This is a genomic window from Leminorella grimontii (assembly GCF_039789245.1).
GTDB lineage: Bacteria > Pseudomonadota > Gammaproteobacteria > Enterobacterales > Enterobacteriaceae > Leminorella > Leminorella grimontii.
Map to the genome: position 1 here is coordinate 1,131,091 of NZ_CP146357.1, position 21,012 is coordinate 1,152,102.

A 21,012-nucleotide genomic window follows, 5' to 3' on the forward strand; every position below is an offset into this window, starting at 1 on the left:
CGTTATAAACGCAAATCAGGTTATCATATTCTATGATAAATACATTACGAACTTTGTGAAGCTTAAAAAGTAGACAAAAAAGTAGAAAAAATCGTATTTATCGTGAATAAAAATGAGCATAGACTTGCACTTGGATACGTAGGCAAATAGATTATGTATACTTTAAATAATTCGCGTTGCCGGAAGGCGGCAAGTGAATGAATCCCTAGGAGCATAGTTTACTATGTGACTAGGGTGAGTGAGCGCAGCCAACGCATCGGCAACGTGAAGTATGACAAGTATTAGTATGTTTGCCGCGGTGGCATGTATAAAAAAGCAGAGATAGCAACGATGCAGAATTTGCGTCTGATATTGATAGTCGTTGGCGCTATAGCGATTCTAGCGTTACTCGTACACGGTTTATGGACTAGCCGTAAAGAACGCTCATCTATTTTTCGTGATAAGCCCTTCAAGCGTGGGATTACACAGAAAAAAGAACAACCTTTTGACTCTCTGGACGAAGGCGTCGGTGAGGTGAGGGTGCGTTCTGTGTCTACGCCGTCGGCCGATCCATTGGTTTCATCTTCCTCTCCTCGTAAGTCAGAGGAGCCTATCATTTCGTCTATTGGCGAGCCGCAAGAGCCAGACCTCGTTGATTCAGCGACGGAAGATGCAAAGGAACCATCCCCGATTCAAATGTCGTTTGATGACGTCTTACTTGACGACAATGAGCCGGAAGAAGTTGAACAGCCCGCAGCAACGAATGCGTCCGACAGCGCTGAGCAAAGCGCCGTTTCGTCTCCTGAGCCGCTAAAAGAGCTGGTTATTGTTTTGCACGTGTCGGCGCTTAACGGCGGCACGGTGGCCGGAGAACCCCTGCTGCAGAGCATTCTGCACGCTGGTTTTAAGTTTGGCGCGATGAATATTTTCCACCGCCACGTCGACCCGGCCGGCAGCGGCCCCGTGTTGTTTAGCTTGGCCAACATGGTCAAGCCCGGTTCGTTTGACCCGGAACATATGGCCGATTTTTCGACCCCGGGCGTATCCATCTTTATGATGGTGCCTTCCTACGGAGATGCTCACCAGAACTTTAAGCTGATGCTGCAGTCCGCTCAGCGCATTGCGGACGATGTGGGCGGCGTCGTGCTGGACGAATCCCGCCACATGATGACGCCGCAGAAGCTGGAAACGTATAAAGCGCAAATTCGCGAAGTGCTGGAAAATACGGCCAAGCCGACAAAATAATACGGTTCGTTTTTATTCAATAAACCCCCGCCTGCCGGGGGTTTTTTATCATATGAGTGGTGAATTATGACGTCGCTAGAGCAGCGTTTAAATCAACTTAGAGACCAACTGCGTCATCATGAATATCTCTATCACGTTCTGGATGCGCCGGAAGTGCCGGATGCAGAATACGATCGCCTGATGCGCGAACTGCGCGAAATTGAGGCCGCTCATCCCGAACTGATTACCGACGATTCACCGACCCAGCGCGTCGGCGCCGCGCCGCTTTCCGCGTTCAATCAGGTGACGCACGAAGTGCCTATGCTGTCTCTGGATAACGTATTTGATGAGGCAAGCTACTTGGCGTTTGATAAGCGCCTGCACGATCGCTTAAAGAGCGATGATGAGATTACCTTCTGCTGTGAGCTGAAGTTGGACGGCCTGGCGGTAAGCCTCCTGTATGAAGACGGGCGTCTGGTGCAGGCCGCAACCCGAGGCGACGGTACGACGGGGGAAAACATCACCTCTAACGTTCGCACTATCCGCGCAATACCGCTGCGTCTTCAGGGCGCTGATATTCCTCGTCGTCTGGAAGTGCGCGGGGAAGTTTTCATGCCGCAGGCAGGCTTTGAGGCGCTTAACGATCACGCTCGCCGTAACCATGAGAAGGTGTTTGCCAATCCGCGCAACGCGGCGGCGGGCTCGCTGCGTCAGCTGGATCCCCGAATCACGGCCAAGAGGCCTCTGACCTTTTTCTGTTACGGAGTAGGGCTTATTGACGGTGGGGTTCTGCCTGAAAGCCATATGGCGCGTCTGCAAAAATTTAAAGAGTGGGGGCTGCCGGTCAGCGACCGCATTCGTCTGTGCAAGGGGAGCGAAGAAGTGCTGGCGTTTTATCGTCAGGTTCAGGAAGATCGTGCAACGCTAGGGTTTGATATCGATGGCGTCGTTATCAAGGTTGATTCTCTGGAGCTACAGGAGGCGCTGGGCTTCGTCGCCAGAGCGCCTCGGTGGGCTACCGCCTTTAAATTTCCCGCACAGGAGCAGATGACGGTTGTACGAGACGTTGAGTTTCAGGTTGGACGCACCGGAGCCATTACGCCCGTCGCTCGCCTTGAGCCCGTCAGCGTGGCCGGCGTGACGGTCAGCAATGCTACGCTGCATAATGCTGACGAAATTGCTCGCCTGGGCCTGTGTATTGGCGATACGGTCGTTATACGCCGGGCGGGAGACGTTATTCCCCAAGTTGTCGGCGTTATTGAGGCGGAACGCCCGTCAGACGCAAAGGTAATTGTTTTCCCGACGTCCTGCCCGGTTTGCGGTTCGGCGATCGAGCGCGTAGAAGGGGAGGCAGTAGCTCGCTGCACGGGCGGGTTGGTTTGCGCAGCCCAGCGTAAAGAGGCGCTAAAACACTTCGTATCCCGTCGGGCGATGGACGTTGAGGGGATGGGCGACAAGATTATCGAACAGTTGGTAGACAAAGAATATGTGAAGACGCCCGCCGATCTGTATCGCCTCAGTCTCGGCATTCTTACTCGCCTTGAGCGAATGGGGCCGAAATCTGCGCAAAACCTGCTGGAAGCGCTGGAAAAGTCGAAAAGCACTACGCTGGCGCGTTTCCTGTTCGGCCTGGGCATTCGCGAAGTCGGTGAGGCGACTGCGGCAAACCTGGCGTCCCACTTCGGTTCTTTACCGGCTATTGAACAGGCCGATATCGACGCGCTAAAAGAGGTTCAGGACGTTGGCGAGGTCGTGGCTAAGCATACCTATAACTTTTTTAGGGAAGAGCATAACCGAAGCATCTTGGCCGAATTAACGGGGCCAGAGATCGGCATTCACTGGCCCGCGCCGGTCGTGATTGTTGCCGAAGAGATAGACAGTCCGTTTGCCGGTAAAACCGTGGTGCTGACCGGTTCTCTAAGCCAAATGTCGCGAGACGACGCCAAAGCTCGCCTGATAACGTTAGGAGCCAAGGTGAGCGGCAGCGTGTCGAAGAAAACCGATATGGTGATTGCCGGTGAAGCGGCCGGTTCCAAACTTGCCAAGGCGCGGGAGTTGGACATTCCGATTATTGACGAGGCCGAGATGCTTCGGCTGCTAGGCGTTTAAGGTTCGGCCATTCTGATGATAGAAAAAACGCACCTGATAAAAATCGCTAATACGCCCATGCCGTTTGGCAAATATAAAGGACGCATGCTGGTAGACGTGCCGGACGAATACCTGCTGTGGTTCGCCAAAAAGGGCTTCCCGAAAGGGGAGCTCGGCGAGCTGATGGAGCTTACGCTGGCGCTGAAGATTGAAGGGCTGGACTGCGTGATTCGGCCGTTGAAAGGTAAAGCCTGAAAAAGTAGTCACGCGTAATAGGGAAGGGCCGAGGGATTTTAAATCCCTTGTGCCTTTTTGATAGAAAAACAGAAATAAAAAAAGCGCCTTAAGCGCTCATTCAATTCGTTCTACTTCAAAATAATGGTGGGTCGTATAGGATTCGAACCTATGACCAATTGGTTAAAAGCCAACTGCTCTACCGACTGAGCTAACGACCCAATAACTGCTAGATAGTAGATGGTGGGTGATACCGGGTTCGAACCAGTGACCCCCTCCTTGTAAGGGAGGTGCTCTCCCAACTGAGCTAATCACCCCAAAAACTATCTATTTTGCTGAGAGCGCTGGTGGGTGATACCGGGTTCGAACCAGTGACCCCCTCCTTGTAAGGGAGGTGCTCTCCCAACTGAGCTAATCACCCTGAAACCGCGTACTCTCATAACTGCAACAGCTACACAAGAAGATGGTGGGTGATACCGGGTTCGAACCAGTGACCCCCTCCTTGTAAGGGAGGTGCTCTCCCAACTGAGCTAATCACCCTTCTCGTGTGGAGTCGCATTATAGGGAACGAAGCAACTGAGTCAATGGTTTTTTCTACGAATCTGACCGTTCGTCGTAAAATTAGTCAGACCCGCAAGGTTTTTTACCAATGAGCGGCTTTGTTCTGCGCGGGAACGTTGAGGATTCAACGACTGGTGGTAGAATATCGGCTACTTTTTGTCGCGGCCCTTAATCTTTCTCTTTGCGATAAGCGACCGCCAATCATGTTTATACCATCTTGAACAAGGCCAACGTTGAATGTCCATGAAAATAAAAACGCGTTTTGCACCAAGCCCAACGGGAGATCTCCACGTCGGCGGCGCCCGTACAGCCCTTTATTCCTGGCTTTTTTCCCGTCATTTTGGCGGCGATTTCGTTTTGCGCATTGAAGATACCGATCTGGAACGCTCAACCCAGCAGGCGATTGACGCCATCATGGACGGTATGAACTGGCTTAACATCGATTGGGATGAAGGCCCTTATTTTCAAACCAAGCGCTTTGACCGTTATAACGCTGTGATTGACGAGATGCTCAAAGCGGGAACGGCCTATAAGTGCTACTGCTCTAAAGAGCGTCTGGAGCAGCTTCGCGAAGATCAAATCGCCCGCGGCGAGAAGGCCCGCTACGACGGCCACTGCCGCGACAGCCAGTGCCAGCACGGCGACGACGAGCCGCATGTTGTTCGCTTCCGCAACCCGCAGGAAGGCTCCGTCATTTTTGATGACAAGATCCGCGGCCCGATTGAAATCAGCAACCAGGAGCTGGATGACCTGATCATTCGTCGCACCGACGGCGCTCCGACCTACAACTTCTGCGTGGTGATCGACGACTGGGACATGGAAATTACCCACGTCATTCGTGGAGAAGACCACATCAACAACACGCCGCGCCAGATCAACATCCTGAAAGCGCTGGGCGCGCCGGTGCCGGAATATGCCCACGTATCCATGATTTTGGGCGACGACGGTCAGAAGCTGTCCAAGCGCAACGGCGCGGCAAGCGTGATGCAGTACCGCGACGCAGGCTACCTGCCAGAAGCGCTGCTGAACTATCTGGTGCGCTTGGGCTGGTCCCACGGCGATCAGGAAATCTTTAGCGTTGATGAAATGAAGCAGCTGTTTACGCTGGACGCGGTCAGTAAGTCCGCCAGCGCGTTTAACACTGAAAAGCTTCAGTGGCTGAACCACCACTATATTAACCATCTACCGCCTGAGCACGTTGCCGTTCACCTGGCGTGGCATATCAACCAGCTGGGCTATAACACCCAGAATGGCCCGGAGCTGGTGGAGCTCGTTAAGCTGCTCGGCGAGCGCTGCAAAACGTTAAAAGAGATGGCGGAGTCCTGCCGCTACTTCTACGAAGAGTTTGACGAGTTTGATGCCGACGCGGCGAAGAAGCATCTGCGCCCGGTCGCCAAAGAGCCTCTGGAGCGCGTTCGCGCCAAGCTTGAGGCGATTACCGACTGGACGGTGGAAAACGTCCACCATGCGATTGAAGGCACCGCGGCGGAGCTGGAGATCGGCATGGGCAAAATCGGCATGCCGCTGCGCGTAGCCGTCACCGGCTGCGGCCAGTCGCCGTCGGTTGACGCGACCGTTCAGGCTATCGGCAAGTCTCGCTCTTTAGCGCGTATCGACAGGGCGTTGGCCTTTATTGACGAAAGAGCGGCCCAGCAGTAAAGCATAAAGCGTATGAAAGCCGGGCAACGCCCGGCTTTTTTGTCGATGACGTAAGCGATTTGCTCTCTTTTTCAACATTCGAACAATTTGTTTTAATTAGGCGTTGACAGACGTCCCCGATGTTTCATATTATGCGCCCGTCCCGTTAAGACAGCCGGTGGTTGAACTAACGAAGACGATTTGGGGTTATAGCTCAGCTGGGAGAGCGCTTGCATGGCATGCAAGAGGTCGACGGTTCGATCCCGTCTAGCTCCACCAAATTCTAAGAGGCCGATGCGAAAGCATCGGCCTTTTGCTTTTCTATCTCCAATAAAAAAGGGCCACTATGGCCCTTAGTCTCTTCCCCTAAACTCACCTCAACATCGTCGACATCGCCGAAAAGCAGTTAAGGATGCGAATGGCGGACTGGACGGACTCCGCGTTAAAGCCCACCTCGTCGCTTGCCAGCCGTTCGACGATCGGTAGCTGGCCGAACAGGTCTGCCAGCGCTGGGGTTTGGGTTTGTAGGCGGCAGGTAATCGGCGGTTCGATTTTAAAAGGATGCCACTGGGCCGGATTTTCCACCAGCATGCGGGCGGCGTCGTAAATAGCCCGGCAGGACTCTTCCGGCGTGATGGACAGGCCGCTGTTTTGGCCTTCTGCCTGCTTGGTCTCGACGAAGGTGACTTCGGGAAACAGCGGCAGCGTTTCTTCAATAAAGACGTCGTCGCCAGCGATAAGCGCAACGGGAACGCCGAATTCGCCTGCCAGCGCGCCATACAGGCCCGCTTCGCCCAGCTCCATGTCGTTAAGCCAGATGCGGGAGAACGCAAAGCTATTTATCGTATGGGCCAGAATGCCGCGGGTTTTTGACTTGGAGTGATAGCCAATCATAAACATCGCATCGGGGGAGCGCTCAACGCCGGACGCCATGCTCAGGTAGCGCGGCTTGCCCTGAAGCAGCAGGGCGCGGGGATCCAGGCGATCGGCGATGATGTTGCGAAAGCTGCCGTGCGAGTCGTTGACGATAACCTCTTTGGCTCCGCCGTCCAGCGCGGCGCGCACGGCTGCGTTGGCCTCGTTGGTCATCCAGACGCGGGCGCGCTCATATTCGCCGTTGCCGGGGCGAACCTGTTCGGGATGAAATACCCCGGCGACGCCTTCAATATCGGTAGAGATAAGCACTTTCACGATTGAATTCTCCTTTATGATGCCAATAAACTCTGTAGCTCTGGGGCTAAATCACGCAGTGATACCCGGCGGTTGCCGTCTCGCCCGTCGGTGGTGGTCGCATACCAGAGCGCGTTGACGATGGCCTGCTCGACGCTGTCGGCGGTAGCCTGGAACAGCGGATCCATCAGGGCGTCGTGTAGGAAGGCGACGGAAGGCATTGGGCGGTCGGTCTGTTGTGGAACGGTATAGGCGGTGGAAAAGGCCAGCGAGATGTCGCCGCTGCCGTTGCCGAAAAACGCGCCGGTGCGCGACAGGCCGACGCCGGCGCGTAGGGATAACCGACCCAGCTGGCGGGAATCCAGCGGCGCGTCGGTGGCGACAATCATGATGATGGAGCCTTTTTCTTCCGTCAGGGCCTGCTGTTCAAGGCGCTCTTTTAACAGGGGGCCCAAATGTTTGCCCGCTAACGTGAAGGTTGGCAGGCGGCCGAAGTTGGCTAAAACCAGCGCGCCGACCGTGTAGGTTTGGCCAGAGGCCAGCGTGGCGATGCGGGAGGCGGAACCGATGCCGCCCTTAAGCTCGAAGCAGGACATTCCTCGCCCCGCGCCGACGGCGCCCTGTGTGAACTGAGCGTCGGCCGCTTTTAACGCCGTCTCGTAGTGGCTATCGTTCAGGATCATGGCCTGAATGTCGTTGAGATAGCCGTCGTTGCACTCAAACACTAGCGGATTTACCGTCGACCAGGCCCGCCCGATTTCTGGATTTTGTGCAACGGCCTGGCGAATTTGCGCCTGCGCCATAGCGCCGACCGAAAACGTATTGGTTAACGCAATCGGCGTCTCCAGCACGCCAAGCTCGTCGACCTGCACCAGACCGACGCTTTTACCAAAGCCGTTAAGAACCGTTGCCGCAGCGGGGACCTTATCGCAAAACAGGTTTCCCGGATGGGGCGTAATCACCGTGACGCCGGTTTGATGAGGGCCGTCGTTGACGGTACTGTGCCCGACCTTCAGTCCCTGTACGTCAGTAATCAGATTGAGTTTACCGGCGGGGAGCTGGCCAATGTAGGGAGGTAATGCAGAGTGTGCAGAAGTCGCCATGAGGTAATGCCTTTTTTCTTATTCGGATAATAACGCGTTGTATCACAGAGCGTCCTAGCACTCTGCGATACAGCGCAGCTATTTTTACTTTCTACCTTACTACCTTCTATTTCTGGTCGATTTTAGGATCTAACGCATCGCGCAGCCCGTCTCCCAGCAGGTTAAACGCCAGTACGGTCAGGAAAATGGCGATGCTGGGGAAGATAGCGACGTGCGGCGCCATCACCATATCGGCGCGGGCTTCGTTGAGCATGGCTCCCCACTCCGGCGTCGGCGGCTGGGCGCCCATGCCTAAAAACGACAGGCTGGCGGCGGTGATGATAGAGGTACCGATCCGCATGGTGAAATAGACCACGATGGACGAAACGGTGCCGGGCAGAATGTGGCGCATAATGATGGTCCAGTCGGACGCGCCAAGGCTTCGGACGGCTTCGACGTAGGTCAGGTTCTTTATCACCAGCGTATTGCCGCGCACCAGGCGAGCAAAGGCGGGGATGCTGAATATCGCTACGGCGACGATGACGTTCGTCATGCCGCTACCCATAATCGCCACCACGCCAATCGCCAGCAGGATGCCGGGGAAAGCGAACAGCACGTCGGAAATGCGCATCGTGATGCGATCCCACCAGCCCTCATAGTAGCCCGCCATCAGTCCCATAAAGGTGCCGATCACTGCGCCGAGCGCAACGGAGAAGAAGCCCGCGGCCAGCGAGATTTTCGTGCCGGCGATGATGCGGCTAAGAATATCTCTTCCCAGCGAATCAACGCCGAACCAGTGCAGCGCTGAAGGGCCTTCGTTGAGCCTTTCGTAGTCAAAGTAGTTTTCCGGATCGAAAGGCGTGAGCCAAGGGCTTAAAACGGCAATAATTACCAGCAACAGGACGAAAACGCCCGCCGCGACGGCGACGTGCTGTTTGCGAAACTTGCGCCAGAACTCGCTCCACGGCGTACGGACGTTTTTTGCGCCGGAGCCGGATACTGCGGTTGGTTCGACGGTCGTTGATGAACTCATATCGGCTCCTCCTATTTATATTTGATCGTGGGGTTAATGGCGGCGTAGAGCATATCGACTATCAGGTTGATCAGGATAAACTCCAGTGAAAACAGCAGGACCTCCGCCTGAATAACCGGATAGTCGCGGGCTTCTACCGAGTCAACCAGCAGTCGGCCCAGCCCCGGCCAGTTAAACACTTTTTCAACCACGATGGAGCCGCCGAGCAGAAAGCCAAACTGCAGGCCCATCATCGTCACCACCGGGATCATGGCGTTACGAAGCCCGTGCTTGATAACGACAACCCGCTCTTTCAGGCCTTTGGCCCGAGCGGTGCGAATAAAGTCTTCCTGTAATACCTCGACGAAGGAAGCGCGGGTAAAGCGCGCCATCACCGCCGCAACGGCAGCGCCCAGCGTGATGGAGGGAAGGATGTAGTGCTTCCAGCTGTCGGCGCCGACCGTAGGCAACCAGCCTAAGTTGACGGAAAAAACCTGCATCAGCAGCATCCCCAGCGCGAACGAGGGGAAAGAGATGCCGGATACCGCGAGCGTCATGCCCAGGCGATCGGGCCATTTATTGCGCCAAACGGCGGAAATAATGCCGATGCTCATACCGAAGATCACGGCCCAGACCATGCTGGTTACCGTAAGCCAGAAGGTGGGCATAAAGCGCGAGGCGATCTCTTCGCTGACGGGGCGCTTAGTGCGAATGGACGTACCGAAATCGCCCTGCACCATATTGGTAAAAAAGCTGACGAACTGCTGGGGCAGCGGCTTGTCCAGTCCGAGGTCTTTACGCACCAGGTTGACGACAGTTTCGTCCGCCTCGGGGCCTGCGGCTAACCGGGCGGGGTCGCCGGGCAGCATGTGGACAAACAGGAACACCAATACCATCACGATAAGCAGCGTCGGTATCAGGCCCAGAAGCCGTTTTAAAAAGTAACTCGACATGTTATGAACTCAGAAAACAGCACTTTCTTATTAGAGCGCGCCCTCCCGATGAAGGGCGCGCGGCGACGCGGTTATTTACTGCTTAAGATCGACGTTGTCGAAGTTAAACGAACCGTCCAAAGTGATATACATACCGCTCAAGTCTTTGCTGTGAACGTACAGCAGCTGATCGGTGGTCAGGAAGATCCAAGGCGCGTCGGCCCAGATTTGATCCTGAATCTCTTTGTACAGCTTGGCCTTTTCGTCACGGTTGGTGGTTTTCAGCGCTTCGACGAGTCCCTTATCGACCTTTTCATTGCTGTAATAAGCGGTGTTAAACATCTTCGGCGGCCATGAGGCCGTCGCCAGCAGTGGCGTCAGGGCGAAGTCCGATTCCATGGTGGAAGAGGACCAGCCTGCGTAGTACATGCGCACGCCGGCTTTGTCCGGCGTCGGTATGCTTTCTACCTTAGCGACGCGCTGACCGGCTTCCATGGCTTCGATTTGTACTTTTACGCCAACCTGCCCAAGCTGCTGCTGAACAAACTGAATAACTTTCTGTGCGGTAGTGTTGTTGCCGTTAGCCCACAGGACGGTAGAGAAGCCGTCCGGGTAGCCCGCTTCTTTCAAAAGCTCTTTCGCTTTAGCTGGGTCATAAGGCCATGCGCCGTAGCTTACGGCAAAGTCTACGCCCTTAGGCACCACGCCTTCAGCCGGCGTGGCATAGCCGGAGAAGGCCACCTTGGCCAACGCCTGCTTGTTGATAGCGTAGTTGAGCGCCTGACGGACCTTCACGTTATCAAACGGCTTTTGCAGCACGTTAAAGCTAACGTAACGCTGAATGATTGACGGCGAGGAAACCATCACCAGCTTGTCGTTCTTTTCCAGCAGCTTGGCCTGCTCGTAGGGGATGGTGTAGGCGAAGTGGGCTTCGCCCGTTTGCATCATCGCGGCGCGGGTGTTGTTCTCAACGACCGGGCGCCAGGTAATGCTGTCAACCTTCGGCAGGCCCTGCTTCCAGTAGCCGTCAAACTTCTTCACCTTCATATAGTCAGTGGCGTTCCACTCGTCAAACTGGAACGGGCCGGTGCCGACCGGATGGAAGGCAATCTCTTTGCCGTACTTTTTCAGCGCGGCTGGGGAGATCATCACGGCTGACGGGTGAGCCAGCGAGTTGATAAAGGCGGAGTAGGGGGCGTCCAGCGTGATTTTCACCGTATAAGGGTCGACGACTTCCGTCTTGGTGATGCGCTTAAACATATTGTAGCGCTTGAGGTGATTGTCCGGATTGGTCACGCGGTCGAAGGTGGCCTTAACCGCATCGGCGTTAAAGTCAGTGCCGTCGTGGAACTTTACGCCTTGGCGCAGCTTAAAGGTGTAGGTCAGGCCGTCGTCGCTGGCGGTGTAGCTTTCAGCCAGCACGTTGATGAGCTTGGCGTCTTTATCGAAGCCAAACAGACCCTGATAGAACGACTTGGAAATGGCCTGAGACAGCGTATCGTTTGCGTCGTATGGATCCAGCGTCGTGAAGTTGGAGTAAACCGCAACGACGACGTCCTTAGCGGCGAACGCGGGAGTTGCAGAGAACCCGGCCAGAGCGATAAAGCTGGCCGCCAGTAGCGTTCTTTTCGGGAATGAGACTGTAGACATGAAGTAATCTCCGTATGATGTTGTGTTGTTTTATTAATACATTCCGGCAATCCGGTGACGTGCGACAAAATGATTTTCGCTGACCTGCACCAACGGCTGCACAACGGGCTCATCGCCCAGCGCGCGTATCGGGCTTGGGATTTCATCCGAGATAGGCTCTCGTTTTATGTGGCGCCTTGCCGGGTCAGCAATCGGCACGGCGGCCATCAGTTTTTTGGTATAAGGGTGCTGAGGGTTTTCGAAAATTTCCCTTCTGGGGCCGATTTCGACGATTTGCCCCAGATACATGACCGCCACGCGGTGGCTGATGCGCTCTACTACGGCCATGTCATGAGAGATAAACAGGAACGCGATGCCGAACTCTTTTTGAAGATCCAGCATCAGGTTGATGACCTGCGCCTGAATAGAGACGTCCAGCGCGGATACCGATTCGTCGGCGATGATGACCTTAGGATTGAGCGCCAGCGCGCGGGCGATGCAGATCCGCTGACGCTGCCCGCCGGAGAATTCGTGCGGATAGCGCTTGGCGTGGTCGGGCAGCAGGCCCACCTTTTCCAGCAGCCAGGCGACGCGCTGCTCGGCCTCTTTGCCCGACGCAACGTTGTGGATAAGCAGCGGCTCCATAATGGAAAAGCCTACCGTGACGCGAGGGTCAAGCGAGGCGAACGGGTCTTGGAAAATAAACTGGATGTCTCTGCGCAGGGTCTGGAGATCTTTACCTTTAAGCTGATTGATCTTTTTGCCGCAGAACTCGATGCTGCCGCCCTGGCTTTCCACCAGCTGTAGCAGTGAACGACCGGTAGTGGATTTCCCACAGCCGGACTCGCCTACCAGAGCCAGCGTTTCCCCCGGGTGAATTTCAAAGCTGACCTTTTCAACGGCGTGCACCCGGCGCTTAACGCGGTTGAACAGGCCACCACGCACATCAAAGCGAGTAATAAGGTCGTTGACCCGCAGGATGGGCTCTCCGGAGCGTTCAACAACGCGGGGCGCTTCTTCCGCATAAGATGCGTCATTTTTACCGCTTGCGTTTAGCAGCGGGAATTTAGACGGCAGATCGGTGCCGCTCATAGCGCCGAGCTTGGGTACCGCCGACAGCAGCGCCTTGGTGTAAGGATGCTGAGGAGATGCAAACAGCGTATCGGAATCGCCTTCCTCCACCTTTTCCCCTTTGTACATCACCAGCACGCGATCGGCGACTTCGGCGACGACGCCCATATCGTGAGTGATAAAAATCACCGCCATGTTCATCTCTTCCTGCAGTTCGCGAATTAGCTGCAGGATTTGAGACTGAATGGTGACGTCCAGCGCGGTAGTGGGTTCATCGGCGATAAGCAGGGCGGGTTTGCAGGAAAGCGCCATGGCGATCATCACCCTTTGACGCATGCCGCCGGAAAGCTGATGCGGATAGCGGTCCAGTACGTTTTTCGCTTCCGGAATACGAACCCGCTCTAACATTTTCAGCGCCATGGCGCGAGCCGTTGCCCGGTCTTTCTTTTGGTGAAGGCGGATGGATTCGGCAATCTGTTCTCCTACCGGAAAAACAGGATTGAGCGACGTCATCGGCTCCTGAAAGATCATGGCGATGTCGGCGCCGCGGATGCTGCGCATCGTTGCGCCGCTGGCCTTGGTTAAATCGACCTGATGCCCGTTGCGGTTAAAGAGGATGTTGCCCTGCGTGATTTTCCCTCCGCCTTGCTCCACGAGCCGCATTAGGGCCAGCGAAGTTACGGATTTTCCCGAACCGGATTCGCCGACGATCGCCAGCGTTTCGCCCTTCTTTATGCTAAAGGAGAGGTTACGTACTGCCTCAACGGTATGCTCTGAGGTTTTAAACTGCACGCAAAGATTTTCGACAGTAATAGCCGAGCCGTCCGCGGGCGGCCTGGGGGATTGTTGTTGTGTCACTGTGCGACCCTTAGGTTTGCTTTATTTTTATTGATATTACTGCCGCACTGGGGCGGCGCGGACGTCGCGGCTTATGGCGTCGCTATTATCGTCCTGGTTTTAGGCGCCGGCGGGCGAGAGGAAACTCTTAAGCGCTAGAGCGCTCTCGCGGTGCCGGCTGCCGGTTTGGTTTATTTAATTGTTTTAACTACGATAAATATCGACAGATGCGTCCTGCCCAACTCGGCCGACGCCTCTATACATGCCTTCGGTGTTAAACGGCAGGGCGACGTTGCCGAGGTAGTCCACCGCAATAAGACCACCGTTGCCGTTAATTTCCAGCAGTTTTTCCATAACGACCTTATGACACGCTTCATCCAGCGTGAGCCCTGCGTATTCAATCAGTGCGGATACGTCATAGGCCGCAACGGCGCGCATGAACATTTCACCGGTACCGGTAGAAGAAACGGCGACGGTACGGTTATTGGCGTAGCAGCCTGCGCCAATGATAGGGGAATCCCCAACGCGTCCGACCTGCTTGTTGGTCATACCGCCGGTAGACGTTGCGGCCGCCAGATTGCCGTTAACGTCAAGCGCAACGGCGCCGACGGTACCGAACTTTTTGTCGGGATCGATTGGATCGCCCTGAGGAGCATGAGCGGCCTGCGAGGCGCCGTCGTGATCCAACACGACGCCCTGATCCAACAGCGCGCGCTGAAGCTGTTCGTAGCGCGCTTGGGTGAAGTAGTAGTCCTGATCGACCATTTCAATATTCTGCGTTTTGGCGAATGCCTCTGCGCCTTCGCCGATAAACATCACGTGCCTGCTGTTTTCCATCACGGCGCGCGCGGCGAGAATAGGGTTACGTACGTGGGTTACGCCCGCAACGGCCCCTGCGTTTAGCGTGGCGCCGTCCATGATGGCTGCGTCAAGCTCGTGAGTGCCCGAGTGGGTAAATACGGCGCCTTTCCCCGCGTTGAACAGCGGGTTTTCTTCCAGCAGGCGAACCGCCTCGGTAACGGCATCCAGCGCGCTGCCGCCGTTTGCTAAAATGGACTGCCCTGCGGTGACGATGTAAGTCAGCGCATTGCGAAACTCGGCTTCTTTCTCTGCCGTCATGGCCGAACGAGTGATGGCGCCAGCGCCACCGTGAATAGCGATTACAGGTATACGACTCATTTCTTTGCTGGATCCGTTAGTTTGTCTTCATTTAAGAATATTTTATTAACCAACGCAGTCGCTTTTTATCATTTAGGACAGCGCCTGTTTATATATCCTTTTGTCGTTGGAAAATCGATTATTGAGAAACACCCACGTTTCCCCTATTTTTTGACTATATGTCTTTGGCTCTTGATCGTAAAGCGAAATGTGCCGCCAATAGGGGCGTGTATGAAGAAAGGTAAAATTCGAAAGCATGAATTACATGAATAAGTTATAAGAAAATTGAGATTGATAACTTATTTTTCCCATTATGCTATATGCGTTGTCTGTTTTTCTTGCGCCTACCTTCAATTTATATTTTATATTTCATTTAATACCTAGAAATATATATTGTATTTCTAGCATTTATATAGAATAAACTGTGCGTATTTTCGTCAAAAGGTGATTTTTTATTGCCCATATAGTTTTTCCCCACATTCGCGTTGTTCAGCACCATTTTTCGTTTTACCCTGCATAAATGTTAAATTTGTTACTTTATGTTTTTATTATTGTTGCATAAATGATGTGGCTTTTTTGGCGTACGTAGTATAATCACAACAGGTTCTGCCGGTATCTCCCGATGCGTGAGGAGTGGTTTAATCGTTGATTGCTCCTCTTTGAGCGATACGTATAACCTTCTTGATATTGGTAATGAGAATCATTATCATTTAAGCATAAAGATTAACGGGAGGAGGCGCAGAATGTCTGATTCAAGTGCCATAGTACGGTCGAGCAAGATAACGAGAAAGGCCAGGCTTTCTCTGATGGGGCCTGCCTTTATCGCCGCTATCGGCTATATCGATCCCGGTAACTTTGCGACCAACATTCAGGCCGGCTCCGCGTTTGGCTACCAGCTGCTTTGGGTTGTCGTATGGGCTAACATCATGGCGATGGTCGTTCAGCTGTTTTCCGCCAAGTTGGGTATTGCAACCAATAAAAATCTGGCGGAACACATCCGCGACAGGTTTCCTCGTCCGCTGGTCTGGTTTTACTGGGTTCAAGCTGAATTAATCGCTATCGCGACCGATCTGGCCGAGTTTATCGGCGCCGCTATCGGCTTCAAGCTGCTGCTGGGCGTCAGCCTGCTTCAAGGCGCACTAATTACCGGTGCCTGTACCTTTCTGATTCTCATGCTGCAAAGTCGGGGCGATAAGCCGCTTGAGCGCGTTATCGGCGCGTTTCTACTGTTTGTCGCCTGCGCCTACATTATTGAGTTGTTCTTTTCCGCTCCGGACATGAAGGCGCTGTCAAAGGGCATGCTGCTGCCGGGATTGGCAAACAACGACGCGGTGTTTTTGGCTGCGGGCGTTTTGGGCGCGACTATTATGCCCCACGTCATTTACCTGCACTCGGCCTTGACGCAAAACTCAAAGGGAACGCGCGAGGAACGCTATAGCGCGACCAAGTGGGACGTGGCCGTCGCGATGACCATCGCTGGCTTTGTTAATCTGTCTATGATGGCGATGGCTGCCGCGGTTTTTCACTTTAGCGGCCATACGGGGATCAGTGAATTGGATCAGGCCTACGTTACGCTAGAGCCTCTGCTTGGCAAATTCGCTGCCGTGACCTTTGCGCTAAGCCTGATTGTAGCGGGGCTTTCGTCTACCGTAGTTGGAACCATGGCCGGACAGGTCGTTATGCAGGGGTTTATTCACGTACGCATTCCCCTTTGGGTTCGACGCGTAGTCACCATGCTGCCTTCTCTTATTGTGATCATGAGCGGAATGGACGCTACCCGCATTTTGATAACCAGCCAGGTATTTTTGAGCTTTGGCATTGCGCTGGCGCTGATCCCGCTGCTGATGTTGACGGGCAACCGACAGCTGATGGGGGATATGGTCAACGGCCGCTGGATGCAGAACGTGGGCAAAGCGATCGTTACGCTGGTGGTGGGGCTGAACGTTTATCTACTGATGGGCTTTTTTAGGATAGTCTAACCGGAACAAGGCGTTCCGGTTAGTTCTTGGATTATTAGCAGCTTGGCTTCTCGCTACTCGTTATTTATCTGAACAACAACCTTGCCGAAGTTTTTCCCCTCAAGCATGTCGATAAACGCCGCTGGCGCGTTTTCCAAGCCTTTTACCTTCTGCTCCTGGTATTTGATTTTCCCTTCGGATACCCACTGCTTCATCTGCTGGATAAATTCGCCGTAGCGGTGGGGGTAGTCCAGTGTGATGATAAAACCCTGCATGCGGATGCGCTTTTTCAAAATGATGCTTTCCAGCAGGTTTAATCTGTCGGGGCCGGGGGGAAGGGCAGTGGCATTGTACTGTGAGATCATGCCGCAGACGGGAATGCGCGCCCGGGCGTTCAGCAGCGGAAGTACGGCGTCGAACACTTTACCGCCGACGTTTTCATAGTAAATATCAATGCCCTCAGGACAGGCAGAGGCCAGGCGCTGCGCCAGATCGGGCTGGCGATGATCCAGGCAGGCGTCAAACCCTAGCGTTTCTACAACGTGACGGCATTTTTCTTCACCGCCTGCGATGCCAATAACCCGACAGCCTTTGAGCTTAGCGATTTGCCCTACGGTTGCGCCAACCGGGCCGCTGGCGGCGGCAACCACCAGCGTTTCATTTTCCTTAGGCTGGCCGATATCCAACAGCCCCATATAGGCCGTAAAGCCGGGCATGCCGAGAATGCCTAATGCGTAGGAGGGCTGAGGAAAGGCGTCGTCCAGCTTGAGCAGGCCTTCTCCGTTGCTGAGAAAATAGTCCTGCCAACCGGCAGCGGCGAGAACCCGCTCGCCCTCTTTAAACTCGGGATTATTAGAGCGTTCAACGATGCTTACCGTACCGGCGCAGATAACGTCACCGACTTCCAGCGGGGGAACGTAGGACGGCGAATCGCTCATGCGCCCTCTGACGTAGGGGTCTATAGACAAACATTCGGTGCGCAGAAGCAGTTCTCCCGAACCAGGCAAAGGAATAGGCTGCTGCTCTAATCGGAAGTTATCTGCGGTAGGAGCGCCGTAGGGGCGAGAAGCCAGAACGATTCGGCGATTGACGTTGGCATTTTGGGACATGTTAGAACCCTCTGTTTCAGATGAGAATTAAAAAACATGATAGTCGACAAGCTACTGCGGCGAGGGGGAAATAGACAGCTTTTTCTTGGGATGATGGTGAATGTGTGACAGTGCGGCGGTTTTGGCGAAGTGAAGAATTCCGGTCAATAGACCGACCGGAATTCAAAGGAAAATCAACCCATCATCAGTACTAACAAATAGGCGACAAACATGGCCAGATGGGCCGTTCCGTTAAGCACGTTGGTTCTGCCCGTCGCAAACGAGCTTTGGCACAGGATAAGCACGCCGGAAAGCAGCACTGCGTTGGACGTCGAGAGCCCGAAGACCAACTGCTGGTCGGTGATAAGCGCAATGCACACGACGGCCGGAACCGTAAGCGAAATGGTCGCCAGCACGGAGCCAAAGAAGAGGTTCATCGCGCGCTGCACCTGGTTTTGCATAACGGCTTTCATGGCGCCTAGCCCTTCCGGCGATAGGATCAGCAGCGCTATCAGGAAGCCGGTGAACTGCGGCGGCGCGTTCATCGCGGACAGCAGGTGCTCGAGAATCGGCGCGTTGATTTTTGTTACGGCGATAACGGCAATCAGGTGAACCACCAGCCAAACGGCGTGCCAGGCGCTGCTGTGCGCCGAGGGTTTGCCGTGGGGATCGTCAGGGTTGTCGCTTTCGTCTTCGTGCTCATAAATAAACAGGCTCTGGTGCGTTCTGGTCTGAATGACCAAAAAAACCAGATACATTCCGGCGGAAAGCAGAGCAACAATGAAGAGCTGGCCCGTTGAGAAAGTTCCGCTGTCAAACGTCGTCGGTAAAATCAGCACAATAATCGCCAGCGGTAAAAGCGCCGTCAGATACTGTTTGATGCCCGCCAGATTGACGTGCTGGGTGGCGAACTTTCGCCCTCCCAGCAGTAGCGATATGCCGACCAGGCCGCTCATGACGATCATCAGAACCGAATAGAGCGTGTCGCGCATCAGCGTAGGGCCAGTGTCGCCCGTTACCATTAGCGCGGAGATCAAACTGACTTCCAAGATCACTACCGCCAGGCTTAAGATCAGCGAGCCATAAGGCTCGCCTAGCCTGTGCGCCAGTACGTCGGCGTGGCGAACGACGCTAAACGCGCTGCCGAGTATTGCGACCAAAGCGAGAACGTTAACCAGCGTAATAGCTAGAAGGCTGGTGGTGTGCTGCATATAAAGTAGAACCGGTATCGCAATCATCGCCAGAATCAGCGAGTACTCTTTGTGGCGCGTTTTAACGACCAAGTGACCCTGTGTTTGATCCATAAATTCTCTCTAAAAGTTGAAAGGTTAATTTAATAATTAAAGCAGGCTTTACGCTGGCCTTACTGAATTTTAAGCACGGGACTTTGAGGCCAATAGGTTAAACAGTGAGACAAACGTGTTTTAGCTTATTGGCCTAACTAGCCTATCAATTATGGAACGCCACTTAGAACTGCCAGCGCGCCCAGGTAAACAGCACGTTACCGTTGTTATACGTGCCGGGGATATACGTATTTTGAATTGCGAACTTTTTATACTCAATGGAGAAGAGCGGCAGCGGCAGCGGGATTGGAATATAGTTATAGTCGTGACGCGCGGTCACTGCTGCGGTAAACCCAAGCCCTAAGCGCCAGTCGCGCTGTTGGCCTAAATACCAGTTTTTCTGATAGCCATATCCGACGATCGGCTCAATCTCATTGTGAGAGTCCTGGAATTCCATCGCGTAAATGGAATGCCAGTTTCCGTCGCTGTCAAAGCGCGATACTCCGTAACCAATACCCCAGGGCCTTTCGTTATAAGAGTCCGTTTTTTCTTTGTCATACATAGCCCGGTTGTGCCAGGTATTTAGGGGAATGTAGAGATCCCGGGTAGGAGAATTCCACGTTTCTTTCACGTTGCTCTTAATGGTATCCCAGACGCCCGGACCTTCAACGTCAGCCTCAGCAAAGGCGTTGAAAGAGCATGAGAATAGAACGGCTGCGGTAGTGGTAATTATAGTGGCTTTCATAGAGTTAGTGGCTTTGTGTTGTTGATATCCATATCGTTGAGCGCCCTTGAAGAGCGCTTTATTCGGTAATTCGGGCATAGCCCAGACCGAATGTCATGACAAACGGGGCCATTATAGATGATTTTTGGTCTTGAATTCATTAAGAGAGCGTCGTTTTCCCTATTCATGAGTGATAACATTTTGTAATTACGTTGATATTTTTATGTAAAGTTACGTAGTGTGCTTTTCTTGCCTCGCCTGCAGAAAGCGGTAAGCGACATCAACATCGTTTTACGCTAAAGTAGCCTTTATCGTTTACTCATAGAGTTACGCAATACGAGGTTTTCTATGTACGACCGCTATCAGGGACTTATCTTTGATATGGATGGAACGCTGCTGGATACGGAAGAAGGGCACAGAAAGGCCTGGGATGAAGTTCTGGCGAAGTACGGCATGAAGCTTGATCTGGAAGGCGCGATTGCGCTTAACGGCTCGCCCTCATGGAAAATCGCGGAGTTTGTTATTGATAGCTATCAGGTGGATATGGACCCTCACCGGCTGGCGCAGGAGAAGTTCGCTATCGTCGAGGAGATCGTGCTGGACATGGTCAAGCCTCTGCCGATTGTTGAAGTCGTCAAGCATTACCGAGGCCGACGTCCTATGGCCGTAGGCACCGGCAGCATGCACGGCTTTGCCGACAGGCTGCTCCAGCACGTCGGGCTGCGCGACTACTTCACCGCCATCGTCGGTGCTGACGACGTCGTTAATCATAAGCCCGCACCGGACACCTTTTTAGCCTGTGCGTCGCTGATGAAAGTGACAGCCGAGGGATGCATCGTATTTGAGGATGCGCCGCTAGGGCTTCAGGCGGCGAAAGCGGCGGGAATGGACGCCGTTGACGTGCGAACTTTGTGAGCGAAACGTTATCTTTATTGACGCTGTTTGGCAGCAGCTTTCTTAGTGCAACGCTACTGCCGGGCAATTCAGAAATTGTTTTTGTTGCGCTGCTGTCGACGGTTGATACTCCTGCGGAGTTATTGCTTTTGACGGCAGCGGTTGGTAATACGCTGGGCGGCCTGACGAACGTTGTGATTGGCCGTTTGGTTCCGGTGCCTAAGCACCATCCTCGCCTGGCGCTGGCTACGGCGTGGTTGCAGCGTTACGGTTCGCCCGTGCTGTTGCTCAGTTGGTTGCCCTTTATGGGCGATTTGTTATGTCTGTTGGCAGGCTGGTTACGTTTACCCTGGTGGTCGGTAGCTTTTTTTATGTTGGCAGGGAAGTCATTGCGCTACGTTGTAGTGATGATGATAACACTGAAAAGCGTCTCTTTTTTTAGCTGAAAAA

General features: G+C 53.9%; 17 protein-coding genes and 5 tRNA genes. 8 read left to right on the forward strand and 14 right to left on the reverse strand.

Features of this window, described 5'->3' with window-relative positions; all coding sequences use genetic code 11:
* The first annotated feature begins 330 nt into the window (after positions 1 to 330).
* From zipA to V8L73_RS05405, 3 genes are all read left to right on the forward strand, one after another.
* A complete protein-coding gene (zipA, locus tag V8L73_RS05395) occupies positions 331 to 1,224 on the forward strand; it encodes a cell division protein ZipA (protein WP_027273945.1) in 894 nt (297 codons plus the stop codon).
* A gap of 66 nt (positions 1,225 to 1,290) precedes the next feature.
* On the forward strand, positions 1,291 to 3,312 hold the full coding sequence (ligA, locus tag V8L73_RS05400; RefSeq protein ID WP_347254308.1) for an NAD-dependent DNA ligase LigA: 2,022 nt from the start codon (positions 1,291 to 1,293) through the stop codon (positions 3,310 to 3,312).
* Between the two features lie 18 nt (positions 3,313 to 3,330).
* On the forward strand, positions 3,331 to 3,546 hold the full coding sequence (locus V8L73_RS05405) for a DUF3820 family protein (RefSeq protein ID WP_347254792.1): 216 nt from the start codon (positions 3,331 to 3,333) through the stop codon (positions 3,544 to 3,546).
* Between the two features lie 124 nt (positions 3,547 to 3,670).
* Here the strand turns inward: V8L73_RS05405 and V8L73_RS05410 are convergent.
* The 4 genes from V8L73_RS05410 to V8L73_RS05425 all read right to left on the reverse strand — a co-directional run bounded on the left by V8L73_RS05410 (position 3,671) and on the right by V8L73_RS05425 (position 4,065).
* Positions 3,671 to 3,746 (reverse strand) — tRNA-Lys (locus tag V8L73_RS05410).
* A 20-nt stretch (positions 3,747 to 3,766) separates the two neighbouring features.
* Positions 3,767 to 3,842, reverse strand: a tRNA-Val gene (locus V8L73_RS05415).
* Between the two features lie 28 nt (positions 3,843 to 3,870).
* Positions 3,871 to 3,946, reverse strand: a tRNA-Val gene (locus tag V8L73_RS05420).
* A gap of 43 nt (positions 3,947 to 3,989) precedes the next feature.
* A tRNA-Val gene (locus V8L73_RS05425) sits at positions 3,990 to 4,065 on the reverse strand.
* Positions 4,066 to 4,329: 264 nt separating this feature from the next.
* Between V8L73_RS05425 and gltX the strand changes: the two genes are divergently transcribed.
* On the forward strand, positions 4,330 to 5,745 hold the full coding sequence (gltX, locus tag V8L73_RS05430; protein ID WP_347254793.1) for a glutamate--tRNA ligase: 1,416 nt from the start codon (positions 4,330 to 4,332) through the stop codon (positions 5,743 to 5,745).
* A 182-nt stretch (positions 5,746 to 5,927) separates the two neighbouring features.
* A tRNA-Ala gene (locus V8L73_RS05435) sits at positions 5,928 to 6,003 on the forward strand.
* A 93-nt stretch (positions 6,004 to 6,096) separates the two neighbouring features.
* On the opposite strand, the gene V8L73_RS05440 is transcribed toward V8L73_RS05435, so the two are convergent.
* From V8L73_RS05440 to V8L73_RS05470, 7 genes are all read right to left on the reverse strand, one after another.
* Complete coding sequence (locus V8L73_RS05440; RefSeq protein ID WP_027273941.1) at positions 6,097 to 6,915, reverse strand: M55 family metallopeptidase; 819 nt, start codon at positions 6,913 to 6,915, stop codon at positions 6,097 to 6,099.
* A gap of 14 nt (positions 6,916 to 6,929) precedes the next feature.
* Positions 6,930 to 7,997, reverse strand: coding sequence for a P1 family peptidase (locus V8L73_RS05445; RefSeq protein WP_347254309.1), 1,068 nt, complete (start codon positions 7,995 to 7,997; stop codon positions 6,930 to 6,932).
* Positions 7,998 to 8,103: 106 nt separating this feature from the next.
* Positions 8,104 to 9,009, reverse strand: a complete 906-nt coding sequence (gene gsiD, locus V8L73_RS05450) for a glutathione ABC transporter permease GsiD (RefSeq protein WP_261831179.1) — start codon at positions 9,007 to 9,009, stop codon at positions 8,104 to 8,106.
* An 11-nt stretch (positions 9,010 to 9,020) separates the two neighbouring features.
* Positions 9,021 to 9,941, reverse strand: coding sequence for a glutathione ABC transporter permease GsiC (gene gsiC, locus V8L73_RS05455; RefSeq protein WP_027273938.1), 921 nt, complete (start codon positions 9,939 to 9,941; stop codon positions 9,021 to 9,023).
* Between the two features lie 75 nt (positions 9,942 to 10,016).
* Complete coding sequence (gene gsiB / locus V8L73_RS05460; protein ID WP_347254310.1) at positions 10,017 to 11,570, reverse strand: glutathione ABC transporter substrate-binding protein GsiB; 1,554 nt, start codon at positions 11,568 to 11,570, stop codon at positions 10,017 to 10,019.
* A 33-nt stretch (positions 11,571 to 11,603) separates the two neighbouring features.
* Positions 11,604 to 13,478 (reverse strand): dipeptide ABC transporter ATP-binding protein, encoded by a 1,875-nt coding sequence (locus V8L73_RS05465; protein WP_347254311.1) that lies wholly within the window; start codon positions 13,476 to 13,478, stop codon positions 11,604 to 11,606.
* 183 nt (positions 13,479 to 13,661) lie between these two features.
* The gene (locus V8L73_RS05470; RefSeq protein WP_027273935.1) at positions 13,662 to 14,636 is read right to left on the reverse strand and encodes an isoaspartyl peptidase/L-asparaginase family protein; all 975 of its coding nucleotides are present in this window, start codon (positions 14,634 to 14,636) and stop codon (positions 13,662 to 13,664) included.
* Positions 14,637 to 15,358: 722 nt separating this feature from the next.
* Here V8L73_RS05470 and V8L73_RS05475 point away from each other — a divergent pair.
* A complete protein-coding gene (locus V8L73_RS05475; RefSeq protein WP_036023567.1) occupies positions 15,359 to 16,594 on the forward strand; it encodes an Nramp family divalent metal transporter in 1,236 nt (411 codons plus the stop codon).
* Between the two features lie 53 nt (positions 16,595 to 16,647).
* Here V8L73_RS05475 and V8L73_RS05480 read toward each other — a convergent pair whose 3' ends face one another.
* The 3 genes from V8L73_RS05480 to pagP all read right to left on the reverse strand — a co-directional run bounded on the left by V8L73_RS05480 (position 16,648) and on the right by pagP (position 19,689).
* Complete coding sequence (locus tag V8L73_RS05480) at positions 16,648 to 17,682, reverse strand: NADP-dependent oxidoreductase (RefSeq protein WP_347254312.1); 1,035 nt, start codon at positions 17,680 to 17,682, stop codon at positions 16,648 to 16,650.
* Between the two features lie 173 nt (positions 17,683 to 17,855).
* The gene (gene chaA, locus V8L73_RS05485) at positions 17,856 to 18,965 is read right to left on the reverse strand and encodes a sodium-potassium/proton antiporter ChaA (protein ID WP_027273932.1); all 1,110 of its coding nucleotides are present in this window, start codon (positions 18,963 to 18,965) and stop codon (positions 17,856 to 17,858) included.
* 163 nt (positions 18,966 to 19,128) lie between these two features.
* Entirely contained in the window at positions 19,129 to 19,689 is a 561-nt protein-coding gene (pagP, locus tag V8L73_RS05490; protein ID WP_051155618.1) for a lipid IV(A) palmitoyltransferase PagP, read from the reverse strand.
* A 327-nt stretch (positions 19,690 to 20,016) separates the two neighbouring features.
* Between pagP and yqaB the strand changes: the two genes are divergently transcribed.
* Together yqaB and V8L73_RS05500 are read left to right on the forward strand one after the other, a co-directional pair.
* Positions 20,017 to 20,583 (forward strand): fructose-1-phosphate/6-phosphogluconate phosphatase, encoded by a 567-nt coding sequence (gene yqaB / locus V8L73_RS05495; protein WP_027273930.1) that lies wholly within the window; start codon positions 20,017 to 20,019, stop codon positions 20,581 to 20,583.
* Complete coding sequence (locus tag V8L73_RS05500) at positions 20,580 to 21,008, forward strand: YqaA family protein (RefSeq protein ID WP_347254313.1); 429 nt, start codon at positions 20,580 to 20,582, stop codon at positions 21,006 to 21,008. The genes yqaB and V8L73_RS05500 overlap by 4 nt, the downstream gene beginning before the upstream one ends.
* Positions 21,009 to 21,012: the final 4 nt, after the last annotated feature.

Bases quoted from the DNA above. Each gene is read 5' to 3' on its own strand.
- zipA (WP_027273945.1), top strand. From the start codon at position 331: ATGCAGAATTTGCGTCTGATATTGATAGTCGTTGGCGCTATAGCGATT.
- ligA (WP_347254308.1), top strand. From the start codon at position 1,291: ATGACGTCGCTAGAGCAGCGTTTAAATCAACTTAGAGACCAACTGCGT.
- gltX (WP_347254793.1), top strand. From the start codon at position 4,330: ATGAAAATAAAAACGCGTTTTGCACCAAGCCCAACGGGAGATCTCCAC.
- V8L73_RS05445 (WP_347254309.1), bottom strand. From the start codon at position 7,997: ATGGCGACTTCTGCACACTCTGCATTACCTCCCTACATTGGCCAGCTC.
- gsiD (WP_261831179.1), bottom strand. From the start codon at position 9,009: ATGAGTTCATCAACGACCGTCGAACCAACCGCAGTATCCGGCTCCGGC.
- gsiC (WP_027273938.1), bottom strand. From the start codon at position 9,941: ATGTCGAGTTACTTTTTAAAACGGCTTCTGGGCCTGATACCGACGCTG.
- gsiB (WP_347254310.1), bottom strand. From the start codon at position 11,570: ATGTCTACAGTCTCATTCCCGAAAAGAACGCTACTGGCGGCCAGCTTT.
- V8L73_RS05470 (WP_027273935.1), bottom strand. From the start codon at position 14,636: ATGAGTCGTATACCTGTAATCGCTATTCACGGTGGCGCTGGCGCCATC.
- V8L73_RS05475 (WP_036023567.1), top strand. From the start codon at position 15,359: ATGTCTGATTCAAGTGCCATAGTACGGTCGAGCAAGATAACGAGAAAG.
- V8L73_RS05480 (WP_347254312.1), bottom strand. From the start codon at position 17,682: ATGTCCCAAAATGCCAACGTCAATCGCCGAATCGTTCTGGCTTCTCGC.
- chaA (WP_027273932.1), bottom strand. From the start codon at position 18,965: ATGGATCAAACACAGGGTCACTTGGTCGTTAAAACGCGCCACAAAGAG.
- pagP (WP_051155618.1), bottom strand. From the start codon at position 19,689: ATGAAAGCCACTATAATTACCACTACCGCAGCCGTTCTATTCTCATGC.
- yqaB (WP_027273930.1), top strand. From the start codon at position 20,017: ATGTACGACCGCTATCAGGGACTTATCTTTGATATGGATGGAACGCTG.